The organism is Allobosea thiooxidans (genome assembly GCF_900168195.1).
Classification (GTDB): domain Bacteria; phylum Pseudomonadota; class Alphaproteobacteria; order Rhizobiales; family Beijerinckiaceae; genus Allobosea; species Allobosea thiooxidans.
Genome location: NZ_FUYX01000002.1, coordinates 7501 through 27730 on the forward strand (window position 1 = coordinate 7501; position 20230 = coordinate 27730).

General features: G+C 66.9%; 18 protein-coding genes (1 of these 18 cut by a window edge). 13 read left to right on the plus strand and 5 right to left on the minus strand.

The window, feature by feature from the left end:
• The 3 genes from leuC to B5Y19_RS03180 all read right to left on the minus strand — a co-directional run.
• Window positions 1-702: the beginning of a 3-isopropylmalate dehydratase large subunit gene (gene leuC, locus B5Y19_RS03170; RefSeq protein WP_055731015.1), read on the minus strand. 717 nt of this gene lie to the left of the window's left edge; only the first 702 of its 1419 coding nucleotides appear in the window; the start codon lies at window positions 700-702; the stop codon falls past the left edge of the window.
• A 40-nt stretch (window positions 703-742) separates the two neighbouring features.
• Window positions 743-1549 (minus strand): GntR family transcriptional regulator, encoded by an 807-nt coding sequence (locus tag B5Y19_RS03175; protein WP_055731014.1) that lies wholly within the window; start codon window positions 1547-1549, stop codon window positions 743-745.
• Window positions 1550-1655: 106 nt separating this feature from the next.
• Window positions 1656-2420: an SDR family NAD(P)-dependent oxidoreductase gene (locus tag B5Y19_RS03180; RefSeq protein ID WP_055731013.1), complete on the minus strand. Its 765-nt coding sequence runs from the start codon at window positions 2418-2420 to the stop codon at window positions 1656-1658.
• A gap of 44 nt (window positions 2421-2464) precedes the next feature.
• On the opposite strand from B5Y19_RS03180, the gene B5Y19_RS03185 reads away from it, so the two are divergent.
• Window positions 2465-3172 carry a carboxymuconolactone decarboxylase family protein gene (locus B5Y19_RS03185; RefSeq protein WP_055731012.1) on the plus strand — a complete coding sequence of 236 codons (708 nt, stop codon included), beginning with the start codon at window positions 2465-2467 and terminating at the stop codon, window positions 3170-3172.
• Window positions 3173-3198: 26 nt separating this feature from the next.
• Here B5Y19_RS03185 and B5Y19_RS03190 read toward each other — a convergent pair whose 3' ends face one another.
• Window positions 3199-4836 (minus strand): GMC family oxidoreductase, encoded by a 1638-nt coding sequence (locus B5Y19_RS03190; protein WP_244555466.1) that lies wholly within the window; start codon window positions 4834-4836, stop codon window positions 3199-3201.
• Window positions 4837-4943: 107 nt separating this feature from the next.
• Between B5Y19_RS03190 and B5Y19_RS03195 the strand changes: the two genes are divergently transcribed.
• The 12 genes from B5Y19_RS03195 to B5Y19_RS03250 all read left to right on the plus strand — a co-directional run bounded on the left by B5Y19_RS03195 (window position 4944) and on the right by B5Y19_RS03250 (window position 18222).
• Complete coding sequence (locus tag B5Y19_RS03195) at window positions 4944-5690, plus strand: SDR family NAD(P)-dependent oxidoreductase (RefSeq protein WP_055731010.1); 747 nt, start codon at window positions 4944-4946, stop codon at window positions 5688-5690.
• Between the two features lie 10 nt (window positions 5691-5700).
• A complete protein-coding gene (locus B5Y19_RS03200; protein ID WP_176168551.1) occupies window positions 5701-6162 on the plus strand; it encodes a heme-binding protein in 462 nt (153 codons plus the stop codon).
• A 27-nt stretch (window positions 6163-6189) separates the two neighbouring features.
• The gene (locus B5Y19_RS03205) at window positions 6190-7257 is read left to right on the plus strand and encodes an ABC transporter substrate-binding protein (protein ID WP_055731008.1); all 1068 of its coding nucleotides are present in this window, start codon (window positions 6190-6192) and stop codon (window positions 7255-7257) included.
• Window positions 7257-8042: an ABC transporter ATP-binding protein gene (locus B5Y19_RS03210; RefSeq protein WP_055731007.1), complete on the plus strand. Its 786-nt coding sequence runs from the start codon at window positions 7257-7259 to the stop codon at window positions 8040-8042. Before B5Y19_RS03205 ends, B5Y19_RS03210 begins: the two co-directional genes overlap by 1 nt.
• Window positions 8043-8045: 3 nt before the next feature.
• Window positions 8046-8882, plus strand: coding sequence for an ABC transporter permease (locus B5Y19_RS03215; RefSeq protein WP_079591099.1), 837 nt, complete (start codon window positions 8046-8048; stop codon window positions 8880-8882).
• A gap of 152 nt (window positions 8883-9034) precedes the next feature.
• Complete coding sequence (locus tag B5Y19_RS03220) at window positions 9035-9919, plus strand: isocitrate lyase/PEP mutase family protein (protein WP_055731023.1); 885 nt, start codon at window positions 9035-9037, stop codon at window positions 9917-9919.
• The gene (locus B5Y19_RS03225; protein ID WP_079591100.1) at window positions 9916-11655 is read left to right on the plus strand and encodes a hydantoinase B/oxoprolinase family protein; all 1740 of its coding nucleotides are present in this window, start codon (window positions 9916-9918) and stop codon (window positions 11653-11655) included. Before B5Y19_RS03220 ends, B5Y19_RS03225 begins: the two co-directional genes overlap by 4 nt.
• Before the next feature lie 17 nt (window positions 11656-11672).
• Window positions 11673-13715 carry a hydantoinase/oxoprolinase family protein gene (locus tag B5Y19_RS03230; protein WP_055731004.1) on the plus strand — a complete coding sequence of 681 codons (2043 nt, stop codon included), beginning with the start codon at window positions 11673-11675 and terminating at the stop codon, window positions 13713-13715.
• Window positions 13712-14323, plus strand: a complete 612-nt coding sequence (locus B5Y19_RS03235) for a cysteine hydrolase family protein (protein WP_055731003.1) — start codon at window positions 13712-13714, stop codon at window positions 14321-14323. The genes B5Y19_RS03230 and B5Y19_RS03235 overlap by 4 nt, the downstream gene beginning before the upstream one ends.
• A 32-nt stretch (window positions 14324-14355) precedes the next feature.
• The gene (locus B5Y19_RS03240) at window positions 14356-15030 is read left to right on the plus strand and encodes a hypothetical protein (protein ID WP_139384249.1); all 675 of its coding nucleotides are present in this window, start codon (window positions 14356-14358) and stop codon (window positions 15028-15030) included.
• Window positions 15031-15992: 962 nt separating this feature from the next.
• Complete coding sequence (locus B5Y19_RS03245) at window positions 15993-17000, plus strand: autotransporter-associated beta strand repeat-containing protein (protein WP_139384250.1); 1008 nt, start codon at window positions 15993-15995, stop codon at window positions 16998-17000.
• Window positions 17001-17754: 754 nt separating this feature from the next.
• Complete coding sequence (locus tag B5Y19_RS03250; protein ID WP_139384251.1) at window positions 17755-18222, plus strand: hypothetical protein; 468 nt, start codon at window positions 17755-17757, stop codon at window positions 18220-18222.
• 245 nt (window positions 18223-18467) lie between these two features.
• On the opposite strand, the gene aspT is transcribed toward B5Y19_RS03250, so the two are convergent.
• Entirely contained in the window at window positions 18468-20153 is a 1686-nt protein-coding gene (gene aspT, locus B5Y19_RS03255) for an aspartate-alanine antiporter (RefSeq protein ID WP_055730999.1), read from the minus strand.
• Window positions 20154-20230 lie beyond the last annotated feature (77 nt).

The window sequence follows — 20230 nt, forward strand, 5'->3', positions numbered from 1 at the left end:
GCCGAGCCTGCCGCCGCCCTCGATCGACATGTTGCACAGCGTCATGCGCCCCTCCATCGACAGGGCGCGGATCGCGCTTCCGGCATATTCGATGGCATGGCCCTGGGCGCCGTCCGCGCCGATGCGGCTGATCAGCGTCAGGGCGATGTCCTTGGCCGTTACGCCGGGACCGAGCTCGCCGTCGACACGGATGCGCATGCGCCTCGGCTTCTTCTGCCAGATGGTCTGTGTCGCCAGGACATGGGCGACCTCGGAGGCGCCGATCCCGAAAGCGTAGGCACCGAAGGCGCCATGCGTCGAGGTGTGGCTGTCGCCGCAGACCATGACCAGCCCGGGCAGTGTCAGGCCCTGCTCGGGAATGGCGACGTGGACGATGCCCTGCCGCGCATCGCCGAGCCCGAACTGCCGGATGCCATGTCGCTGGGTGTTGTCGTCGAGCTGCCGGATCATGCCCCTGATCTGCGGGTCGAGATCCGGCGACTCCCGGTCGCGCGTCGGGACATAATGATCGGCGATGCCGAAGGTCAGCTCCGGATGGGCCACCGTCGCCTCGCGGGCGGCGATCTGGTTGAAGGCGTGGAACGAACCCTCATGCAGCAGATGCCTGTCGACCCACAGCAGGGTCTCGGCCTCGTCATGGCCGGTGATCGCATGGGTGTCCCAGATCTTGTCGATCAGCGTGCGTGGTCCGGCTGGCTTCATGTCCGCTCCGAATTCCCGTGAGGCAGTCGGCTCATCGCCGTCAGCGATGGCTGCCCGCCGCTTCCGACCAGATGAATTCCTTCTTCCGGCCGGCGCGGGTCATCTTCATCTGGTATTCGTAGATGTCGGGCCGGTAGAGTGCGTCCAGCAGCTCCACCGGCCTGTTCTTGTCGTCCCGTACCAGGCGCCTGATGCCGAGCAGGGCCGCGCCGAACTCCACCTTGAGCAGGGGGGCGACGAGAGTATCGGCAAGCTTCGCCGTGATGGTCTGGTCGGCATGGGCGACCGTCACTCCGGCCTTCTCGAAGAGCGCGAGCAGGGGCTGCTCCAGCAGGTCGCCGGATTCATAGGTTCGGCCGATCGCCTCGGGCACATAGGTCGTCAGGAAGGAGAACGGCACGCCTTCGTGGCTGCGGACGCGCACGACCCGCTGCACGATACTGCCGGGCGCGATCTCGAGCCGCTCAGCAACTTCTTTGGGCGCGGCGACGTATTCGAACTCGATCAGGTCGACCTTGGTGCGCAGCCCCATGGCCAGCAGGTTCTCGAGCATGCCGCGGATATTGGTTCGGATCGGCGGTGGCGTGATCATCGGCTGGGCGAAGGTGCCCTTGCCGTGCCGGCGCACGATCAACCCCTCTGCCGCGAGCCGGTCCAGCGCGCGGCGAATGGTGATGCGCGAGACGTTGAAGAGTTCCTCGAGCCGATGCTCCGATGGCATCGCCTTGCCGGGCTCGAACTGGCCGTCCGTGATCTGCTGGCGCAGCACGACATAGACCTGGTGATGCAGCGGCGCGGTGATGTCCTGCCGCGTGGCGCCGTTGCGTGTGCTCGTGCCGGTCGTCATGCGTTGAGCTCCTTTCGGGCCCGGGAACCGCCTGTTTCGTGGTCGTGGGTTCCACCCCGGAAGGATTTGAGCGCGGGCCGATGGTGGGTCAAGGTCGTAGGGGGCCTCATGCGGCGGTGACCCCGCCATCGACGCACAAGACCTGCCCGGTGATGAAGGACGCCCCCTCCGATGTCAGGAAGCGCAGCGCCTCGGCCACCTCGGCGGCCTCGCCGAAGCGCGCCAGCGGGATGGAGGCGACCAGCCTTTCCGAGCGTTCGGCATCGGCGCGCGCGACGGCCGTCATCGGCGTCGCGATCGGCCCCGGCGCCACGGCGTTGACCCGAATGCCGCGGCTGGCCAGTTCCAGCGCGAGCGCCATCGTCAGCCCGTTGAGCGCGGCCTTGGACGCCGCATAGGCCGCCGCGCGCGGGTGCCCGACGATGCCGATCTGGCTCGAGACGAAGGTGATCGCGTTCGGGTGGCCCGGTGCCATGGCGAGCGCGCATTCCCGCGCCAGCGAGAACCCCGCGGTGAGGTTGATGTCGAGGACCCGCTGCCAGTCGGCAAGTCCGGTTTCGAGGCCCGCACGATGATCGAAGATGCCGGCGCAGGAGACGAACCCGTCCAGCCCAGCGAGGCGTTCTCCTGCGTCCGCGACGAGACGTTTCGCCCGGTCGAACTGCGTCAGATCCGCTGTCAGCACGCGCTCCTGCGGCAAGGCGGAGAGCCCGGCGTCGCCGAGCAGCGCGTCACGCTCCGCCTCGTCCCTGACCAGCGCGCAGCATGCAGCGCCGTCCGCCAGCGCGAGACGCAGGAACGCCAGACCGATGCCCGATCCCGCACCGGTGAGCAGCAGGCGACGACCTGACAGACTTGTTATACTTGTCATGTGCCGATACCTTCCAAGTCTCGGATCCTGGAGACGAACCGCCGATGCCCACCACACAGCCGCTCGACGAACTCTTGTCCGGCATCCGCGCCAAGCGCGGCTATTTGCTGCCGCATCACGGGCTGATGGCGATCACCGCCCCGGCCCTGCTCGACGCCTACGACAAGGCCTATTCCGCCCTCGCATTGGCGGATCGCGTGCTCAGCCACCATGATCGCGAATTCGTCTGGCTCGCCATTCTCATCGCCACCGACGAGGCGATCGCGACCCATCATATCGCGAAGTTCAAGGCTGCCGGCGGATCCGATGCCGAGATCGAGGTCATCCTGACCGTCACGGCGCTGGCGCTCGGCTTCGAATCCTATCGCTTTGTCGAGCGGAACTGGCGCGGGCATCTGCCCGGCTGCCAGCCCAACGAGATCTATCTCGCCTCCCTGCGGCAGGCAGCGCGGGACGTGCCGATGCGGCTCGTCCATATGGCGGCCACGGCGGTCTTCGTCTGCAAGGCGGGCTGGGACGCCGTCGCGATGCAGATCATCGCGGCTTATGGCGACGAGGTGCCGGAGCTCGACCTCGCCGAAGCCGTGTCGCTGACGATGTTCCCGGGCAGCGTGCCGCATTTCGTCGAGGCCGCGCGCGTGTGGCGCGAGCTGATCGTCGAGGGCAAGGTTGCCGCTTCCGCGCCTTTCCGCGAATGGGCGGAGATGTCGGGGCAGGGGGGCTACGACGAAGCCAGCCGCAAGGCCCGCTGAAGCGCGCGGATGATGCGCCGGCCGGGTCACGCGGCGCGTTCCAGGATGAAATCGGCCGCGCGCTCGGCGATCATCATCGTGGGCGCGTGCGTGTTCGAACTCGGCATGCGCGGCATGATCGACGCATCCACCACGCGCAGGCTACCGACACCGTGCACTTCGAGGTGCTGGTTCACGACGGCCATCGCATCGTTGCCCATCCTGCAGCTGCCGACCGGGTGAAACACCGTGTCCGCCGTCGCCCTCAGCCAGCGCTCGATCTCGGCGTCGCTCACGACGTCGGGACCGGGCGCGAGCTCGACGCCGCGGAAGCGGTCGAAGGCCGGCTGCGCGAAGACCCGGCGCAGGGCCTTCACGCCTTCGCGCAGCACGCGCAGATCCTCGGGATCGGACAGATAGTTCGGCCGGATCAGCGGCGCCGCCAGCGGATCGCTGCTGCCGATCGAGATCTCGCCGGTGCTGTTCGGTCGCAGCTGATAGACATTGGCGAAGAAGCCGTGGCCCTCATGGCGTCCCTTCGCGCCTTTCACGAAGGGCAGCCGCAGCGCCGCGGTCGAGAGGCCGGGAAGGAAATGCGACTGCAGGTCCGGCTCGTCCAGTGCCGGATCGGATTTGAAGAAGGCGCCCGCTTCGAGCGGGAAGGACGCCGCCGGGCCGGTCTTGAAGGTCATTGCCCGCAGCAGGGCGAGTGCGGCGCGGTCGCCGCGCAGCGTGCTGTAGAGCGTCACCGGTTCGAGGCAGGCATGCTCAACGCGCGCCAGAAGGTGGTCCTGCAGGTTCTTGCCGACGCCCTTCAGATCATGCGTCACGGCAATTCCTAGCCGGCGCAATATATCGGCGTCGCCAATGCCGGAATGCATGAGCGCCGCAGGTGAATTGACCGCGCCGCAAGAGAGGATGACCTCTCGCGCCGCCCGAATGGTCTGCTGCTCGCGCCCGATCAGCACCTCCACGCCGGTGGCGCGCCCCCTCTCGACGAGAACGCGCAACAGGCGCGCGCCTGTCCGGATCGTCAGGTTTGGTCTCTTCCTGGCCGGATCGAGAAAAGCCCTCGCCGCGCTCCAGCGTTCACCGCGCCTCGTGGTGAAATCGTAGCGCCCGAAACCTTCCTGGCTCGCGCCGTTGAAGTCGGCATTGAAGGGATAGCCGGCCTGCTGGCCCGCGGCGACGAAGGCGTCGAACAGCGGGTTGGGCGTATTCGGCCGCGAGATCGGCAGGGGCCCGTCGCCCCCACGGAACGCGTCGGCGCCGCGCTCATAGGATTCGGTGCGCCTGAAGGCGGGCAGGACGGCGTCATAGGACCAGTCCGGCAATCCCATCTGGGCCCAGCTGTCGTAATCGAGCCGGGTGCCCCTGGTATAGACCATGCCGTTGATGGCGGAGGAGCCGCCCAGCACCTTGCCGCGCGGCCAGAACAGCGTGCGGCCGTCGAGATGGGGCTCGGGCTGCGTCCGATAGAACCAGTTGGCATGGCGATTGCGGAGCAGCACGCCTGTCATCAGCGGCACCCGCAGAAGCGGATTCCAGTCGGATCCGCCAGCCTCCAGCAGCAGGACCCGATTGCCGGGATCCGCGGACAACCGATGGGCCAGGACGCAGCCTGCGGACCCAGCACCGACGATGATGAAGTTGTACTTCACGGCTCCGCCCTGTTTGACAGTCAACTTGTCATTTGTTTATAACAAGAATAACACCTTGTGAAGACCGGCTCGGCCGACGGCGCAGGGAGCGATCCGCGCGGACTTCGGCTCGCTGCGGAGGGAGGGGATCCATGCAGAAGCGCTCGCAAGATGCTCTGTCCGGTCAGGTCGCGCTGGTCACCGGCGGCGCGCGCGGCATCGGCGCGGCGATTGGACTCGCGCTGGCGGAGGCTGGTGCGACTGTCTATGCGGCAGATCTGCTGCCTTGCGATGAGGTGGTCTCCCGGATCGTCGAGGCCGGCGGAAGCGCCCAGGGGCTCGCGCTCGACGTGACGGATCGCCCCGCCTGCGCTGCGGCGGTCGAGGGCATCGTCGCCGCGCAAGGGCGCCTCGACATTCTCGTCTGCAATGCCGGCATTTGTCCGCCGGGGGCTGTCGCCGGCGACTGGGGGCAGTGGGACCGCGTCATCGACGTGAACGTCAATGGCACGCAGAACTGTATCGCAGCGGCTTGGGATCACATGGTCTCGCGCCGCTACGGCCGCATCGTTCTGGTGAGCTCGATGGCCTATTATCAGGGCGGCGTGATCGTCGGCACGGAATACTCCGCCTCCAAGGGGGCGGTCGCCGCCATGACCCGTCACATCGCCCGCAATGGCGGGCAGCACGGCATCCTCTGCAACGCGGTGGCGCCGGGCGTCATCGCCACCGAGATGACCGCGTCCTTCTCCAAGCCCGATCTCGCCGCCATTCCGGTGCGCCGGATCGGCACGGCGGAAGACGTGGCCGGCCCGGTCCGTTTCCTGTGCGGGCCGGATTCTTCCTACATGACCGGGACGATCCTGAACGTCACCGGCGGCATCGTGCTGGCGGCCTGAGATGGATCGGATGACGATGGATCACGCGGCAGCCAAGGCGCAGGTGCTGGCGGATGAAGGTGTGATCGCTGCGCTGCCGCTGGACGGTGCGACCCTGCGCGATCTCGCCCTTTCGCTGCTCGCGGAGGCGCCGGCGCCGATCGCGGTCAAGATCGTGCTCGGCCGGCGCACCGTCGTTCTGCTCGCGCAGGACGGCACCGGCGTCGACAACGAGCATTTCCTCGATCTCAAGATCAACACGGTGTTCAATTGCGGGCACAGCTCGCTCTGGTGGTTCCATCATCTGCGCTCGACCTCGCGCACCCTTGCCGACGTCGCCTGGGCGGACCCGTCGCAGGTCATCGACATGGGCGGAGGCGTGCCCTTGCTGGCGCATGGCCAGATCGTCGGCGCCGTCTCGGTCTCGGGCCTGGCGCATCAAGATGACCACGCCCTGATCATAAAGGCCGCGAGCCGGCTGATTGGCAGATAACAGCGTCACAAGGAGGGGAACGACCACATGGACAACGCAAAGATCACGCGCCGCAAGGCCATCGGCATCGTCGGCGGGGTCGCCGCCGCATCCTTCCTATCCAAAACCGTCCATGCTCAGGCTTCCGTGCCGGAGCTTACGACGCTGCGCTCAACCTCGAAGTCCTGGCTCTGGGCCGCCGAAGATTACGCCAACTCCGCAGGCTTCTTCACCGAGGCCCGCGTCAAGGTCGCATCCAACGCCTCGAACCGGGGCACCAACATCGCGGCCCTGCAGGGCGGCGGCGTCGACATCGTGCTCGGCGATCCCGGCGAGGCGCTGCGCGCCCGTGGCCAGAATCTGCAGATCCGCACCTTCGTGGCGACGGTCAACCGCTATGCCAGCCACATCCTGCTGAAGAACGACATCCTCACCAAGCGCGGCGTCGACGAGAAGGCGCCACTCGCGAAGAAGATCGAGGCGCTCAAGGGACTCAAGCTCGGCACGACCGGGCCTGGGGCTGCGCCCGACGCGCTGTTTCGCTTCCTCGCCTCACTGGGCGGGCTGGACGCCAACCGCGACTTCCAGCTCGTACCGATCCAGGGCGGCGGGCCTGCCGTCCTGGCGGCGCTGCAGCAGAACGTGATCGAGGGCTTCTGCCTGTCTTCGCCGACGGCCGATCTTGCGGTGCAGAGGCAGGGTTGCGGCTATCTGTTCCAGATGGCGCTCAACCCGCCGCCGCAAATGGCGGAGGTCCAGTACATCGTCGCCTCCACCGCGGAATCGACCATCGCCACCAAGCGCGACGCGCTGGAGCGCTATTGCCGCGGCATCGCGCTGGCGCTGCGCTCGATCAAGAACGAGCCGGAAAAGTTCAAGGCCTGGGCCAAGGACTGGTTCGAGGGCCTGGAGCCCGCCACCTTCGATCTCGCCTTCGCCAACAACGGCGCGATCTACTTCGCGGATCCGACCCCGAAGAGCGAGCTGCTCGCCAAGAACATCGAGTTCATCAACACGGTGAACAAGCAGATGGGCGCGGCCGCTCTGCCCGACACCCTGAGCTTCGGCAACGTGTCCGATCCCTCGATCGCCGCCGCGGCCATGAAGAGCCTGTGATGACGAGTGCGGCGATCAGCATCGAGGGCGTCGACAAGCGCTATATCGGGCGCGGGCGCGAAGTCGTGGCGCTCGATCACGTCAGCCTGCGGATCGAGGAGGGCGAGTTCGTCGCCTTCGTCGGCCCGTCCGGCTGCGGAAAGTCGACGCTGCTCAACATGATCGCCGGCATCATTCCGATGTCGTCGGGGTCGATCGTCCATGACGACCGCCCCGTCACCGCGATCAACCGCCATGTCGGCTATCTCACCCAGGCCGACAGCGTGCTGCCCTGGCGCACCGTCGAGCAGAACGTCGGACTGCCGCTCGAATATCGCGGCGTCGGCGCCGCCGAACGCCAGAAGCGCGTGGCCGAAATGCTCGAGCTGGTCGACCTGAAGGGCTTCGGCAAGGCTTTCCCGAAGGAGCTCTCGGGCGGCATGCGCAAGCGCGTCGCACTGGCCCAGATGCTGGCCTACGGACCCGACACCCTGCTGATGGACGAGCCCTTCGGCGCGCTCGACGCCCAGCTCAAGCTCGTCATGCAGCAGCAGTTGCTGCGCATCTGGCAGGAGCAGAAGAAGACGATCGTCTTCGTGACGCATGATCTCGCCGAAGCGATCGCGCTGGCCTCCCGCGTGATCGTGTTCTCGGGGCGCCCGGGCAAGATCAAATATGTCGAGCCCATCGACATCCCCTATCCGCGCGACGTCTTCAAGGTGCGGTTCCTGCCCGCCTTCGAGGCGGCCTATGACAATCTCTGGCGCGAGCTTTCGCCCGAGATCGCCAAGGGCGAGGAGCTCTGAGCCATGACAATGCGAATCGATGAAGGCGCGGCGATGGGCACCAGCGCCCCCGTTTCCCGCGCGGTGAAGGACTTCGAGGCCGGGCTCGCCCGGCGCAAGCTGCTGGTCTATGTCTGCCAATTCGCCTTCGGCGTCGCCTTCCTGTCGTTCTGGCAGTGGGCGTCCGGCCGGCTGATCGACCCGTTCTTCATCTCCTCGCCCGCGGCGGTTTTCGGCAAGCTGTACACGTGGCTGCTGAACGGCGATCTGTTCAACCATCTGTCGATCACGCTCTATGCGACCGCGATCGGCTTCGCGATCGGGTCGGCGATCGGCTTCTCGCTGGGGCTGCTGTTCGGCAAGTTCGCGTTCCTGGCCGAGGTGCTCGACCCCTACATCACGGCGCTCTACAGCATTCCGAAGCTCGCCCTGGCGCCGCTCTTCATCATCTGGTTCGGCATCGGCATCGAGTCGAAGATCGCGGTCTCGGCCTCGATCGTCTTCTTCGTCGTGTTCCTGAACACCTTCTCAGGCGTGCGCGAGGTCAATCCGATCTTTATCCATGCCACCCAGATCATGGGCGCCTCGCAATGGGGCGTGATGCGGACCGTCATCATCCCCTCGGCGATGGCGTGGGTGATCACGGGTCTCAAGGTCTCGGTGCCCTATGCGCTGGTCGGCACGGTGATCGGCGAGTTCATGTCGGCCAATCGCGGTATCGGCTTCATCATCGCGCAGGCGACGGGGCTGTTCGACACCAACTCGGTCTTCGCCGGTATTATCGTGCTGGCCTTCGTCGGCGCCGTGATCAACGGGCTGCTGAAAATCACCGAAGGTCATCTGCTGCGCTGGCGCGCCTGACACCCGGCGAGGCTGCCGCCCGCCCCATTGGAAACCTGCCGCGGCTTGCCCGGATCAGGGATACGGAATGTCATGATCGAACATCGCAACAGCTCCGGGCGCCTCCCGGGCGCCGGAACTCTCCTGAAAGGGGACGTGTCGTGACGGGCGGCATCGATCTGCGCGAACGTCTGAGCCGATCCCGCATCCTTCTGACGCCCGGCGTCTACGACGCTCTGACCGCGTCCCTGGCGGCGCGGGCGGGTTTCGAGGCGGCCTATGTCTCAGGCGCGGCCATCGCCTATACCCGGCTCGGCCGCCCCGATATCGGCCTGGTCTCGATGATCGAGGTCGCCGACACCATCCGCCTGATCCGCGACCGGGTGGAGCTGCCGCTCGTCGTCGATGCCGACACCGGCTATGGCAACGCGCTTAACGTTCAGCGCACGGTGCGCCTGTTCGAATCCGCGGGCGCCAACGCCATCCAGCTCGAGGACCAGACCTTCCCGAAGCGTTGTGGCCATCTCGCCGAAAAGGGTGTGATCCCGGCTGCCGAGATGGTCGGCAAGATCAAGGCAGCGGTCGATGCCCGTCAGGACCGGCGGACGCTCGTCGTCGCCCGCACCGATGCCCTGGCCGTCGACGGCTACCAATGCGCGCTCGACCGGGCAGGCCAGTATGTCGAGGCCGGTGCGGATCTGCTCTTCGTCGAGGCTCCGCAGTCACGTGAGCAGATGGAAGGTATCGTCGCGTGCCTCGGACACCGCGTTCCGCTGATGGCGAACATGGTCGAGGGTGGCCGCACACCGCTGGCCGACGCGCAGGATCTCGAGGCGATCGGCTATTCGCTGGTGATCTTCCCCGGCGGCATCGTCCGCGCGATCAGCCGCGCGGCCGAGGATTTCTATGCGACGCTGCAGCGTGACGGCACCACCGCTGCGATGCGTGATCGCATGTTCGATTTCGATGCGCTCAACGCCGTCATCGGCACCCCGGCAATGCTGGAGACCGGACGTCGCTACGAGGCTGAGACGATCCGGGAGCGCGCGGCCGAATGAGGACGATCGATCCGGTCACGCTGGCCGTCCTGAAGGGGCGGCTCGAGCAGGTCGCCGACGAGATGGACGCGACGCTCTATCGCTCCGCCTTCAATCCGATCATCGCGGAAGCCCGCGACGCCTGCCACGGCCTCTACCATGCCAGGACCGGCGCGACGCTGGTGCAGGGGACCAAGGGCTTGCCTATCTTCGTCGGCGCGATGGCCTTCGCCGTCAAGGCGGTGATCGACAAGGTCGCCGCGGAAGGCGGCCTGCAGGAAGGCGACATCTTCCTGTTCAACGACCCCTATGACGGCGGCACCCATCTCAACGACTTCCGTCTGGTGCAGCCGGTCTTCCGCGGTGGCGAGCTGTTCTGCTGGCTGGCCTCGGTCGGGCACTGGCTCGACATCGGCGGAAACGTGCCCGGCAACTTCAACGCGCGAGCCACCGAGAGCTTCCAGGAAGGCGTCCGCATTCCGCCGGTGAAGGTCGTGCGGGCCGGTGTCCTCGATAACGACATCGTCTCGATCCTCGCGGCCAACAGCCGCGTGCCCCAGTCCAACTGGGGCGACATGAACGGTCAGCTCAACGCACTCGCTCTGGGCAGCCGGCGCCTCGGCGCCCTGCTCGACGAATATGGCGAGGATACCGTCGAGGCCGCCTTCACCGCTTTCTCGGCAGGGGCCGAGGCGATGATGCGCGAGAACATCGGCGCTCTTCCGGATGGCACCTGGTCCTTCGAGGATTATCTCGACAATGACGGCATCGATGACGCGCCGCTGACCATCGCGCTCGACCTGACGATCGCCGGCAGCGAGATGACGCTGGATTTCTCGCGCTCCTCGCCCCCCTGCAAGGGGCCGCTCAACATCGCCTATTCGACCGCCGTCGCCTGCTGCTACGTGGCGCTGAAGCACGTCTTCACCGAGGTGCCGGCCAATGCCGGCTGCCTGGCGCCGATCCGCTTCGTCATTCCCGAGACCACCCTGCTCGGCGTCAAGGCGCCGAAGCCGGTTGGCGGTTACACCGAAACTATCCTGCGGGTGATCGGCGTGCTGTTCGGGGCACTGGGCAAGGTCGCGCCTGAGCAAGCCATGGCCGCGCCATTCGGCACCATCAACGCGTTGTCGCTCGCCGGCGCGCGTCCGCAGGGCGGGCGCTTCGTGATGTTCTCCTTCTTCGGCGGAGGTCTGGGCGGCAATCCGGAATCCGACGGGCTGAACCACGCCAACAACCCGATCTCGACGGCGACGATCCCGCCCGTCGAGATTCTGGAGGCCTCCTATCCGGTGATGTTCACGCAATGGGCGCTGCGGCCCGACAGCGCGGGACCCGGCCGGCACCGTGGGGGCGTGGGCGCGATCTACGAGATCGAGACGCTGGCCGAGGGCACGACCGATGTCTTCCTGCTCGGTGAACGGGGCAAGTATGCGCCTTTCGGCGTGCTGGGGGGCGGCGAGGCGGGGCTGAACAGCTTCGCCTGGCAGACGCAGGATGGCGAGGCCAGCCCGCCGCTTGTCTCCAAGGTCACTGATGTGCGTATCGGGCCTGGCCAGCGCGTCACGCTGCGGACGCCCGGGGGCGGCGGCTATGGCTCCCCCCTCGAGCGCCCGGCGGTGCGCGTCGCCCGCGACGTCGCCCTCGGCTTCGTCAGCATCGCAGCCGCGCGTGACAGCTACGGCGTCGTCATCGCAACCGACGGAAGCGTCGACGAAGCCGCGACCGTAAGGCTTCGCCAGGAGAAAACAGCGTGAGCCGCCAGTCTTCATCCATGGTCGGCGTCGATGTCGGCGGCACGTTCACGGATCTGTTCTTCTACGACGAAGCCAGCCGCAGCTTCAAAACCGGCAAGGTCCCGTCGAACCGCGGCAACGAGGCGGTCGGCTTCCTCGACGGGCTTCGCAGCGTCTGCGACCTGGCTTCCCTCGGAGCTGTCGTTCACGGTACGACGGTCGGGACCAACGCGCTGCTGGAGCGCAAGGGCGCTCGCATCGGGCTGATCACCACCCAGGGCTTCCGCGACGTTCTTGAGATGCGGCGCCGCGACAGGCGGGCGACCTGGGGCCTGTGGGGCGATTTCGAGCCGGTGGTGCCGCGCGACATGCGCCTGGAGGTCGAGGAACGCGTCCTCGCCGACGGCACGGTGCGCCAGCCCGTCGCCCCAGATAGGGTTCGCGAAGCGGCCGAGGAACTGCTGCGGCGCGGTGCGCGGGCGCTCGCCATCGTCTTCATCAACGCCTATGCCAACGACGCCAACGAGCGGGCTGCGCTGGAAGCGGCCCGCGCGGTCTGGCCCAACGACCATGTCGGCGCCTCCACCCAGATCCTGCCCGAGATCCGCGAATTCGAGCGCAGTTCGACGACCGCGCTGAATGCCTATCTGCAGCCGGTGGTGGGCTCCTATCTCGGCAAGCTCGACGCTGCCCTGAAGGAGGAGCGTTTCTCGGGCAGCTTCCACATCGTGCAATCCAATGGTGGTGTGATGTCGACCGCGACCGCCCGGCACCTGCCGGTGCGCACGGCACTCTCGGGTCCTGCGGCCGGCGTCATCGCCGCGACGGCGATCTGCAAGGCCGCAGGCTACGACAACATCATCACCGGCGATCTCGGCGGCACTTCCTTCGACGTCTCCCTCGTCGCTGACGGCGTGCCGGCACTCGCCGCCCAGACGACGATCGATTTCGGCCTCGTCATTCGCACGCCGATGATCGAGATCAGCACGATCGGAGCCGGCGGCGGCTCGATCGCCTCGGTCGACAGCGGGGGCATGCTGCAGGTCGGGCCGGAAAGCGCCGGCTCGGTGCCGGGCCCGGTCTGCTATGGCCAGGGTAACGACCGTCCGACCCTCACCGACGCGAATGTGGTGTTGGGGCGGATCAATGCGGAGCGCCCGATCGGCGGCAAGCTGCAGCGGCTCGACGTTGAGAGCGCGAAAGCCGCGATCGAGACCCATGTCGGCAAGCCGCTCGGCATCGATCCGATGGAAGCGGCCGAGGCGATCGTGCGCATCGCCAATGCCCGCATGGCCGGCGCGATCCGGCTGGTGTCGATCGAGCGTGGGCACGACCCGCAGATCTTCACGGCGGTGCCGTTCGGCGGCGGCGGCGCCTTGCATGTCGGCGCGCTGATCAAGGATGTCGGCTTGAAATCGGCGTTGGTTCCGCGCTTCCCCGGCGTGACCAGCGCGCTCGGTTGCGTGATCGCCGATGTGCGGCACGACCAGGTGCTCACGGTCAATCTCGACCTCGACACCTTCGATCCGGGCGCTCTCGACGAGCGCATGGTCGCCGCCGGCCGCGATGCGCGCGCCGTCGTCGAGGAGGCCGGGCTCTCGGTCTCCCAAATCGATGTCGTCTACGAATTCGACATGCATTATCTCGGGCAGACGCACACGATCGGCGTCCCCTTGCCGGTGACCCTGGATGCCGGGACCACCGGCCTGACGCGCGAGATCGTCCGTGACGCCTTCGAGAGCGCCTATCAGAAGGCCTTCAGCCGGCTTTTGCCCGGCATCGGGGTGAGGATCGTCTCGCTGCGCACGGCCGCGATCGGCCGCCGGCTGCCTTTCGATCTCGGCGTGCTGGCGCCCGAGCCTTCCGCCTCCATCGCGGCTGCGAGCCGCGGCAGCCGGCAGGTCTGGTTCGACGGTACCTGGCATGAGACCGCGATCTATGCGCGGCTCGAGCTGCCGGTCGGTGCCGAGATCGACGGCCCCGCCATCCTCGAGCAGCCCGACGCCACGACAGTCGTCGATCCGGGCTTGCGGGCGCGCGTCGACGCCTTCGGCAACGTCATCGTGGAGTTCCTGCCGTGAAAACGCCCCTTTGTCCCGAGAGGACCGCGCTGCTGATCGTCGATCTGCAGAACGATTTCGTCCACCCGAACGGCGCCTATGGCCGCGCCGGGCAGGGAGCGGCCGAAATCGCGGCGCTGCCGGAAAGGCTCGCACCGCTCGCGCAGGGGCTGCGCGCCAAGGGCGGCTTCGTGATCTCGACCCAGTTCACGCTCGTGCCGGCGAAGGGCGGCGAGCCCTTGATCTCGCCGCATCTCAGGGAACTGCGGCCCTTTCTCGCCAAGGGCGATTTCCTGCCGGGAGCCTGGGGGCACCAGCTCGTCGACGTGCTGCAGCCTGCCGATCTGACGATCGAGAAGATCGCCTATTCGGCATTCTACATGACGCGGCTCGAATGGTGCCTGCGCAAATGCGGCATCGAGAAACTCTATGTCGGCGGCATCGTCACCAATGGCGGCGTCGCCTCGACGGTGCGGGACGCCCATGTCCGCGACCTCGCGGTCTCGGTGCTGGCCGATGGCTGCGCCGCCTTCAGCCCGCAGGTCCACGAGACGGCCATCGCCGCGCTGAAGCCCGTCTGCCCGGTCGTCACCATCGCCGACGCGCTCCGCGAGCTTGGTGCCGCATGAATTCACCGCGCGACGAGGGCGATGAGCTGCGCATGCGCATCGAGGCGCTGCGCAAGACACGCGGGTTCCTGCTGCCGCACCATGGCGCGCTGGCGACAGGGGCTCCCGACCTGCTGGACGCCTATTTCGGGATGTATCGGGCGCTGACGCTGACGGAGCGGCACCTGACGCCCTTCGAGCGCGAGGTCGTCTGGCTCGCCATCTTGATCGCGGCCAAGGAGGCGATCGGCACCCACCATGTCGAGCTTTTCTTCGCAACCGGCGGAACGCAAGCCCAGGCCGCGCTGATCACGAAGCTGAGCGCGATGGCGCTGGGCGCCGAGGCCTATGCCTTTATGGGCGGCAACTGGGGCGAGCACTTTCCCGCGCTCGAGGGAGACGCCGCCTATCTGGGTGCGATCGATGCGCTGATGGAGGAGGCGGTTCTACCGCGCGCGACATGCCATCTGGCGCTTGCCGCCCTGCAGGCGACTCTTGGGCGAAAGTGGGGCCTGACAGCCCATATCAAGGCGCTCTATCGCCTGAATGGGTCCGAGGATGCGCTTGTCGAGGCCTTGAGCCTGATCATGTGGCCGGTCGGGGTCAATCATTTCCTCGACGCCTGCGGTGTCTGGGCGGAGTTGATGGCCAATGGCGTGGTGACCCCGTCCGAGCGCTACAGGGTGTGGGCTGAAACACCGCGCCAAGGCGGCCATCCTACTCGCTAGCTGTGGAATCTCGACAGGTGCGAGCCTTGGTCGGCATTGAAGATCTCCGGCTTGCTTAAGCGGGCCAGGGCTTCGACTGCCTCGATCTAGAAGACGGTGCCATCGTGATCGAGAGCTCAGCCGAAGTCGGCCCGTTGCCGACTTTGAACAGGGCGCTCGGCCTGATTGAGGCCATCGCCTCGCCGGCGCATTGCCCCACTGCCAGAACGTCATACCGGCGTCGCGGGGCGCGATGCTAGCTCTGAGTCGCGGCGACACGGCAGGGGGACGGGCGCGCTCAGGATGCGTCCGAGCAAAACAACCCCGCACATCACCGCAATGCGAATTTGGGGAGCTTCGGCTCCCCGATGGGGAATGGCCTATGCCTGCCAAGATGTCTGATCGCCTCGCCTTCGGATTGGGGAAGCGCCATCGTGGCAGGATGACGCCGCTCTTCGGGCACCTGCTCGGCAGTGGCTCCGTCATTGCGCTTATCGCGCTAGGCGTTGCAGCACCGTCTGACGCCTGAGCTGATGGCGGCCGAGGCGGGGCGGGCGGCACCATCGCTGGCTCTACCCCGGGAGCGGCCGGCGGCGTCGATGGAGCGGCTGCGGAGGCGGTTGGCAAGGACGGCCTCTACAGGGCCAACGCAAACACAGGGTCCGGCGGCGGCGGCGCGGTCGATCTCACCACGGGCTTCGGCGCTCATGGCGGAGCAAGGGGGGCTGGGGGTCTTAGCACCGGGATCGGCCAGGTCCATGGCACTGCCGGAGCAACCGGCGCCGCAGGTGCGGTCGTGACCACATTGCAGACCTTCAGCGCCGCGATCACCGGCGGAACGGGTGGCGCCGGCCAAACAGCGGTCAACAATGTCAATACGACGGGCGGCGGTGGTGGTGGCGGCGTTGGCGTCACCGCTACGGCCGATGTCTCCGTCACTGCAACTGGCAGGCTGACCGGTGGCGCGGGCTGGACGCAGATCAATGCCGGCAGCGGCGGCGGCGGCGTCGGGTTGTTCTCTTCCGCCAATGTCATGGTCATGGCGGGTGGGCAGATCACCGGTGGAGCTGGGAAATACGACCAGTACCATGGCAGGCGGTGGCGGTGGCATGGGAGTCCTGCTGGTCTCCGGCGGCACATTGAACAACAGCGGCATCATCCACGGCGGAGCAGGCGGCAGCGGCGGCCTGACAGGCGATGGCGGTGATGGCGGAGCTGGCGTCCTTTTGACGGCCGGCGGAACCGTCATCAACGCGGCCGGCGGCTCAATCATCGGCGGCGCGGGTGGGGCCGCGCGCTACAACCCGGCCATGGAGCCGCGCGCCGGCCTCGGCGGCGCCGGCGTCAAGGGCGCTGGCATCACCCTGGTCAATGCCGGCACGATCACCGGCGCGATGGGCGGCACCGCCTCCGGCGCCGGTGCGCCGGTTTTAGTCCGGGCCGCGGCTGTGCAGTTCACGGGCGGGGTCAACTTACTGGAGATTCACGTCGGCTCGACGATCACCAGCAACGTCCTGGCCTACAGCGCCGCCGACGCCAGCTTCGGCGTCTCCGCCATCGGCGCAGCGGCCCAGTATCAGGGCTTCGGCGTCTATGAGAAAAGCGGCGCCAGCACCTGGACCCTGACCGGCGTCACCTCGGCGTTGACGCCCTGGACCCTGAGCCAGGGCGCTTTGTCGATCGCCTCCGACGACGCCTTGGGGGCGTCTTCCGGCGGCCTCATCTTCAATGGCGGCACGCTGCGGCTCGATGCGGATCTGAGCTCTGCGCGCAGCATCGCCGTCACTGCGGCAGGCGGCACCGTCGACACGCAAGGCAACAGCGGCCTCCTCAGCAGTCCCATCGCGGGGGCTGGCGCTCTCACCAAGACCGGCACGGGAACGCTGACGCTGACCGGCGACAACAGCTATAACGGCGGCACGACGCCGCCTCCGATCGTGGTGAGAACGCAGCCAAGAAGCCAGATGCGGGCGGTGGTGAACGTCCGATAGCGGTAGGCGATCGCGGCCCAGATGATCGCGACGGTCATCGAGTTCAGCAGAATGACGATGTACAGCGTCAGAAAATCAAGCTTCATCCGCAACCTCCAAGCTTGATGCGACGTGCTGCCATGTCAGCGTGGTCATCCTCTTAGCGAATGCTCAGATCAAAGGCACCCGCGCCGATTGGGTGGTTGCTGCTCGGCGAGGGGACCATGAGCCGGAAGCGCCACCTATCGTCGATGCCGCAGGGCGCCGCTGGCGAAGCGTCAGCCCCTATCCTCAGATGCGAAGAACCAAGCAGCCAATCCGTCGGTGCTCTGGTGAGCGAAGGCCTAGCCCGTCCATGAACCGGACGTCGCCGGCCTTGGTGCTAGTTTGGCGAGATGTCGCGATCGGGTGGAAAGTCGCCGTTTACGGGCTGCGTAGCAGCGGACCTTGATTGACGACGACGTCGCAAGAAACTCTGCCAGAGCGCTTGTCGGACGGTCGAACTCCCCGTTCGACCCGATGGTGATGCAGATGAAGTCGGACACTCGTGGGCCAGAGAAATGCCGGACGGGTACGGTGCAACGCGCGAGCGGCGGCGGAACAATCCGTTGAGATGATGGTTTACGGAGGCTAACCATCTCATCGATGGTCAGCCACGCCTCGCGGCGATGAGCGCCGGACATGCGCGTTTCTCTATTCGCCTTTGCGCCAGCGCGATCGCCCTTCGGCATTCACCCGGCGGGCCCGATGGTCCGCGGTGCCAGGAGGACTTCAGATGATGGCCTCGCTAAAGACATCCGCTATGGCGGTTCTGACGGCCACCTCCATCGGGTCGGCCGCGCTCGCAACGCCGGCCTTCGCAGAACAGCGCAAGGTCGGCGTCGATGCCATCCGCCTCGACAAGGCCCCAGCCGAATACAGCCAGTACTACCGCCGTGGCTGGCACGGTGGCGGCTACAGCCGGGGGGCGGCGGTCGCGGCCGGCATCGGTGTGGGAGTGCTCGGCGCAGCTGCTGTCGCAGCCAGTCGCCGGGCCTATGCCGATCCGTACTATTACAATGATGGCTACTATGCCGCGCCGGGCTATGACTATGGCTACGCGCCGGTCTATGCGGATGCTCCGGTCTACGCGCCGTCTTACGGCGGCTACGACTACGGTTACGGTTCGGCCACTTCTTTCCCGACAATATCCGGGATCCGGCCGGAGGCAGCAATCGCTGAGGCGTCTGTCGCCGGAAAATAGAGGTTCCAGATGTCCGCAACGGGTTGCTGACGCTGGCTAGCGTCGCCGTATCGGCCCGAAAGCCGACATCGTTTCTTTCGATGAGACTGCCCGGTTCCGGGCGGTCAGCCAACGTCCGGTAATGGCGCACAGCGTATTGCCGAGGTCTTGTTGGGCAGCCTTGGTGTCAAGGCGACCCTTGGGCGGGGCCTCGATGCTGATCCGCCCGCCGCGCTGCCAGCGCGGTATCGGGCGTCTTCCGGACCTCAAATTGACATCAACGCCACCAGGATCGGCCCCCAGGCGGTCAGCAGGATGTTGCCGATGGCATAGGGCACCGTATAGCCAAGTGCCGGGATGCTGCTCTGGGCCTCGTCCTGGACGGCTCTCAGCGCGGCGGTGATCGTGCCCGCTCCAGCGCAGGCGCCCAGCACGATAAGCGGGTTCATCTTCAAGACGTAGCGACCGAACAGGATGCCGAGCGTGTGCGGCAGCAGCGCCGATACCAGGCCGACCGCGACGAGGCTGAGACCCGTTGTCTTGAGGCCCGATACGAAGCTCGGCCCTGCGCTGAGACCGACGATACCGATGAACATGCACAGGCCGACCGTGTCGAAGATCCAGATCGCCGGCTCGGGGATGCGGCCGAAGAACGGATAAGCCGATCGCAGCCAACCGAATACGAGGCCCATGATCAGCGCGCCGCCGCTGGCGGTCAGCGTGAGCGGCACGCCGCCGACGACGACGCTCAGCAGACCGACCAGCCCGCCGAGGAAGATGCCGAGGCCGACGAAGACCATATCCGTCGCCGAGGAACGCCGGTCAGGATAGCCGATCTCCGTCGCGGCCCGCTCGACCTGCGACAAGGGCCCGACAAGCGACAGGACGTCGCCGCGATTGACCAGGCTTTCGGCCGCGATCGGCATGGCAATGCCTGAACGCATGAGCCTCGACAGAAAGACGCCGCGGGCGAACTCCCCTTGGGCCAGATCCGCCAGCGAACGCCCGTCGAGCCGGCGGTTGGTCAGGACCACGTCGAGCGACTCGATCGGGATGTCGAGAAGGCCCGGGTCGCTGACTTCGGGACCGATGGCATCTCCCCGATCGGCATGGATCTCCTGCCGGGCCATCACCGCGACGATGTCGCCCTCGCGGATCACGAGCCCGGGCGCCGGCTCGCACAGCGCTCCGCCGCTGCGGACGCGCAGGACATAGGCGCGTACCGTCCTTGGCAGTGCCTCGATCTCGGCGATCGTCCGGCCGAAGAACCGGGCATTGGCGACGCGATAGGCCCGGACGTCGAAGAGCCGTGCCGCCGAAACGATGCCTTCGACTTCGCCAGCCGCACCAGCCGATTGGGACCGGGCCTTGGCGCCCTCCGCCTTCAGGTCGATGCGCATCAGCTTCGGCCCGATCTTCGGCAGGAACCAGACGAGCGAGGCCGTGCCGACAAGGTAGGTCACGGCATAGGCCACCGGAATATTGTTGATCAGCGCCGTCCGTTCGGCCTGTGGAAGGTCGAGCCGCTGGATCGCCTCGCCGGCCGTACCGATCACCGTCGATTCCGAGAAAGCGCCGGCGAGCAGGCCGGCGGCCGTGCCGATATCGTAGTGCAGAAGCTTGGCGAAGCCGAGCGCCGTGAGCAGGCAGGCGACGCAGAGCACGACGGTCAGCGCCATCTGCGGAAAGGCATCCCGCTTCAGGGCACGGAAGAACTGCGGCCCGACCTTGTAGCCGGTGGTGAAGAGGAACAGGTCGAAGAAGACCGTCTTGACCAGCGGCGAGACCTTGATGTCGAGCTGCCCGATCAGCACGCCGGCCAGCAGGCACCCGACGACGATTCCGAGGCTGAAGCTGCCGAGCTTCACCCGGCCGATCAGGAAGCCGATGGCGACGGTAAGGAAGATCGCGAGTTCGGGATTTTCGCGCAGCGCGTTCGCGACGTAGCTCATGGGCTGCCTTCACGAGGCACGAGGGCCACGGACCGGGCCGAGCCCCGATCCGTCAGATGTCCCAGATGGCCTTGCCA

Coding starts and splice junctions, on each gene's coding strand:
- B5Y19_RS03175 (WP_055731014.1), bottom strand. CDS start 1,549: ATGACGACCGGCACGAGCACACGCAACGGCGCCACGCGGCAGGACATC.
- B5Y19_RS03180 (WP_055731013.1), bottom strand. CDS start 2,420: ATGACAAGTATAACAAGTCTGTCAGGTCGTCGCCTGCTGCTCACCGGT.
- B5Y19_RS03185 (WP_055731012.1), top strand. CDS start 2,465: ATGCCCACCACACAGCCGCTCGACGAACTCTTGTCCGGCATCCGCGCC.
- B5Y19_RS03195 (WP_055731010.1), top strand. CDS start 4,944: ATGCAGAAGCGCTCGCAAGATGCTCTGTCCGGTCAGGTCGCGCTGGTC.
- B5Y19_RS03200 (WP_176168551.1), top strand. CDS start 5,701: ATGACGATGGATCACGCGGCAGCCAAGGCGCAGGTGCTGGCGGATGAA.
- B5Y19_RS03205 (WP_055731008.1), top strand. CDS start 6,190: ATGGACAACGCAAAGATCACGCGCCGCAAGGCCATCGGCATCGTCGGC.
- B5Y19_RS03210 (WP_055731007.1), top strand. CDS start 7,257: ATGACGAGTGCGGCGATCAGCATCGAGGGCGTCGACAAGCGCTATATC.
- B5Y19_RS03215 (WP_079591099.1), top strand. CDS start 8,046: ATGACAATGCGAATCGATGAAGGCGCGGCGATGGGCACCAGCGCCCCC.
- B5Y19_RS03225 (WP_079591100.1), top strand. CDS start 9,916: ATGAGGACGATCGATCCGGTCACGCTGGCCGTCCTGAAGGGGCGGCTC.
- B5Y19_RS03230 (WP_055731004.1), top strand. CDS start 11,673: ATGGTCGGCGTCGATGTCGGCGGCACGTTCACGGATCTGTTCTTCTAC.
- B5Y19_RS03240 (WP_139384249.1), top strand. CDS start 14,356: ATGCGCATCGAGGCGCTGCGCAAGACACGCGGGTTCCTGCTGCCGCAC.
- B5Y19_RS03245 (WP_139384250.1), top strand. CDS start 15,993: ATGCCGGCAGCGGCGGCGGCGGCGTCGGGTTGTTCTCTTCCGCCAATG.
- B5Y19_RS03250 (WP_139384251.1), top strand. CDS start 17,755: ATGATGGCCTCGCTAAAGACATCCGCTATGGCGGTTCTGACGGCCACC.
- aspT (WP_055730999.1), bottom strand. CDS start 20,153: ATGAGCTACGTCGCGAACGCGCTGCGCGAAAATCCCGAACTCGCGATC.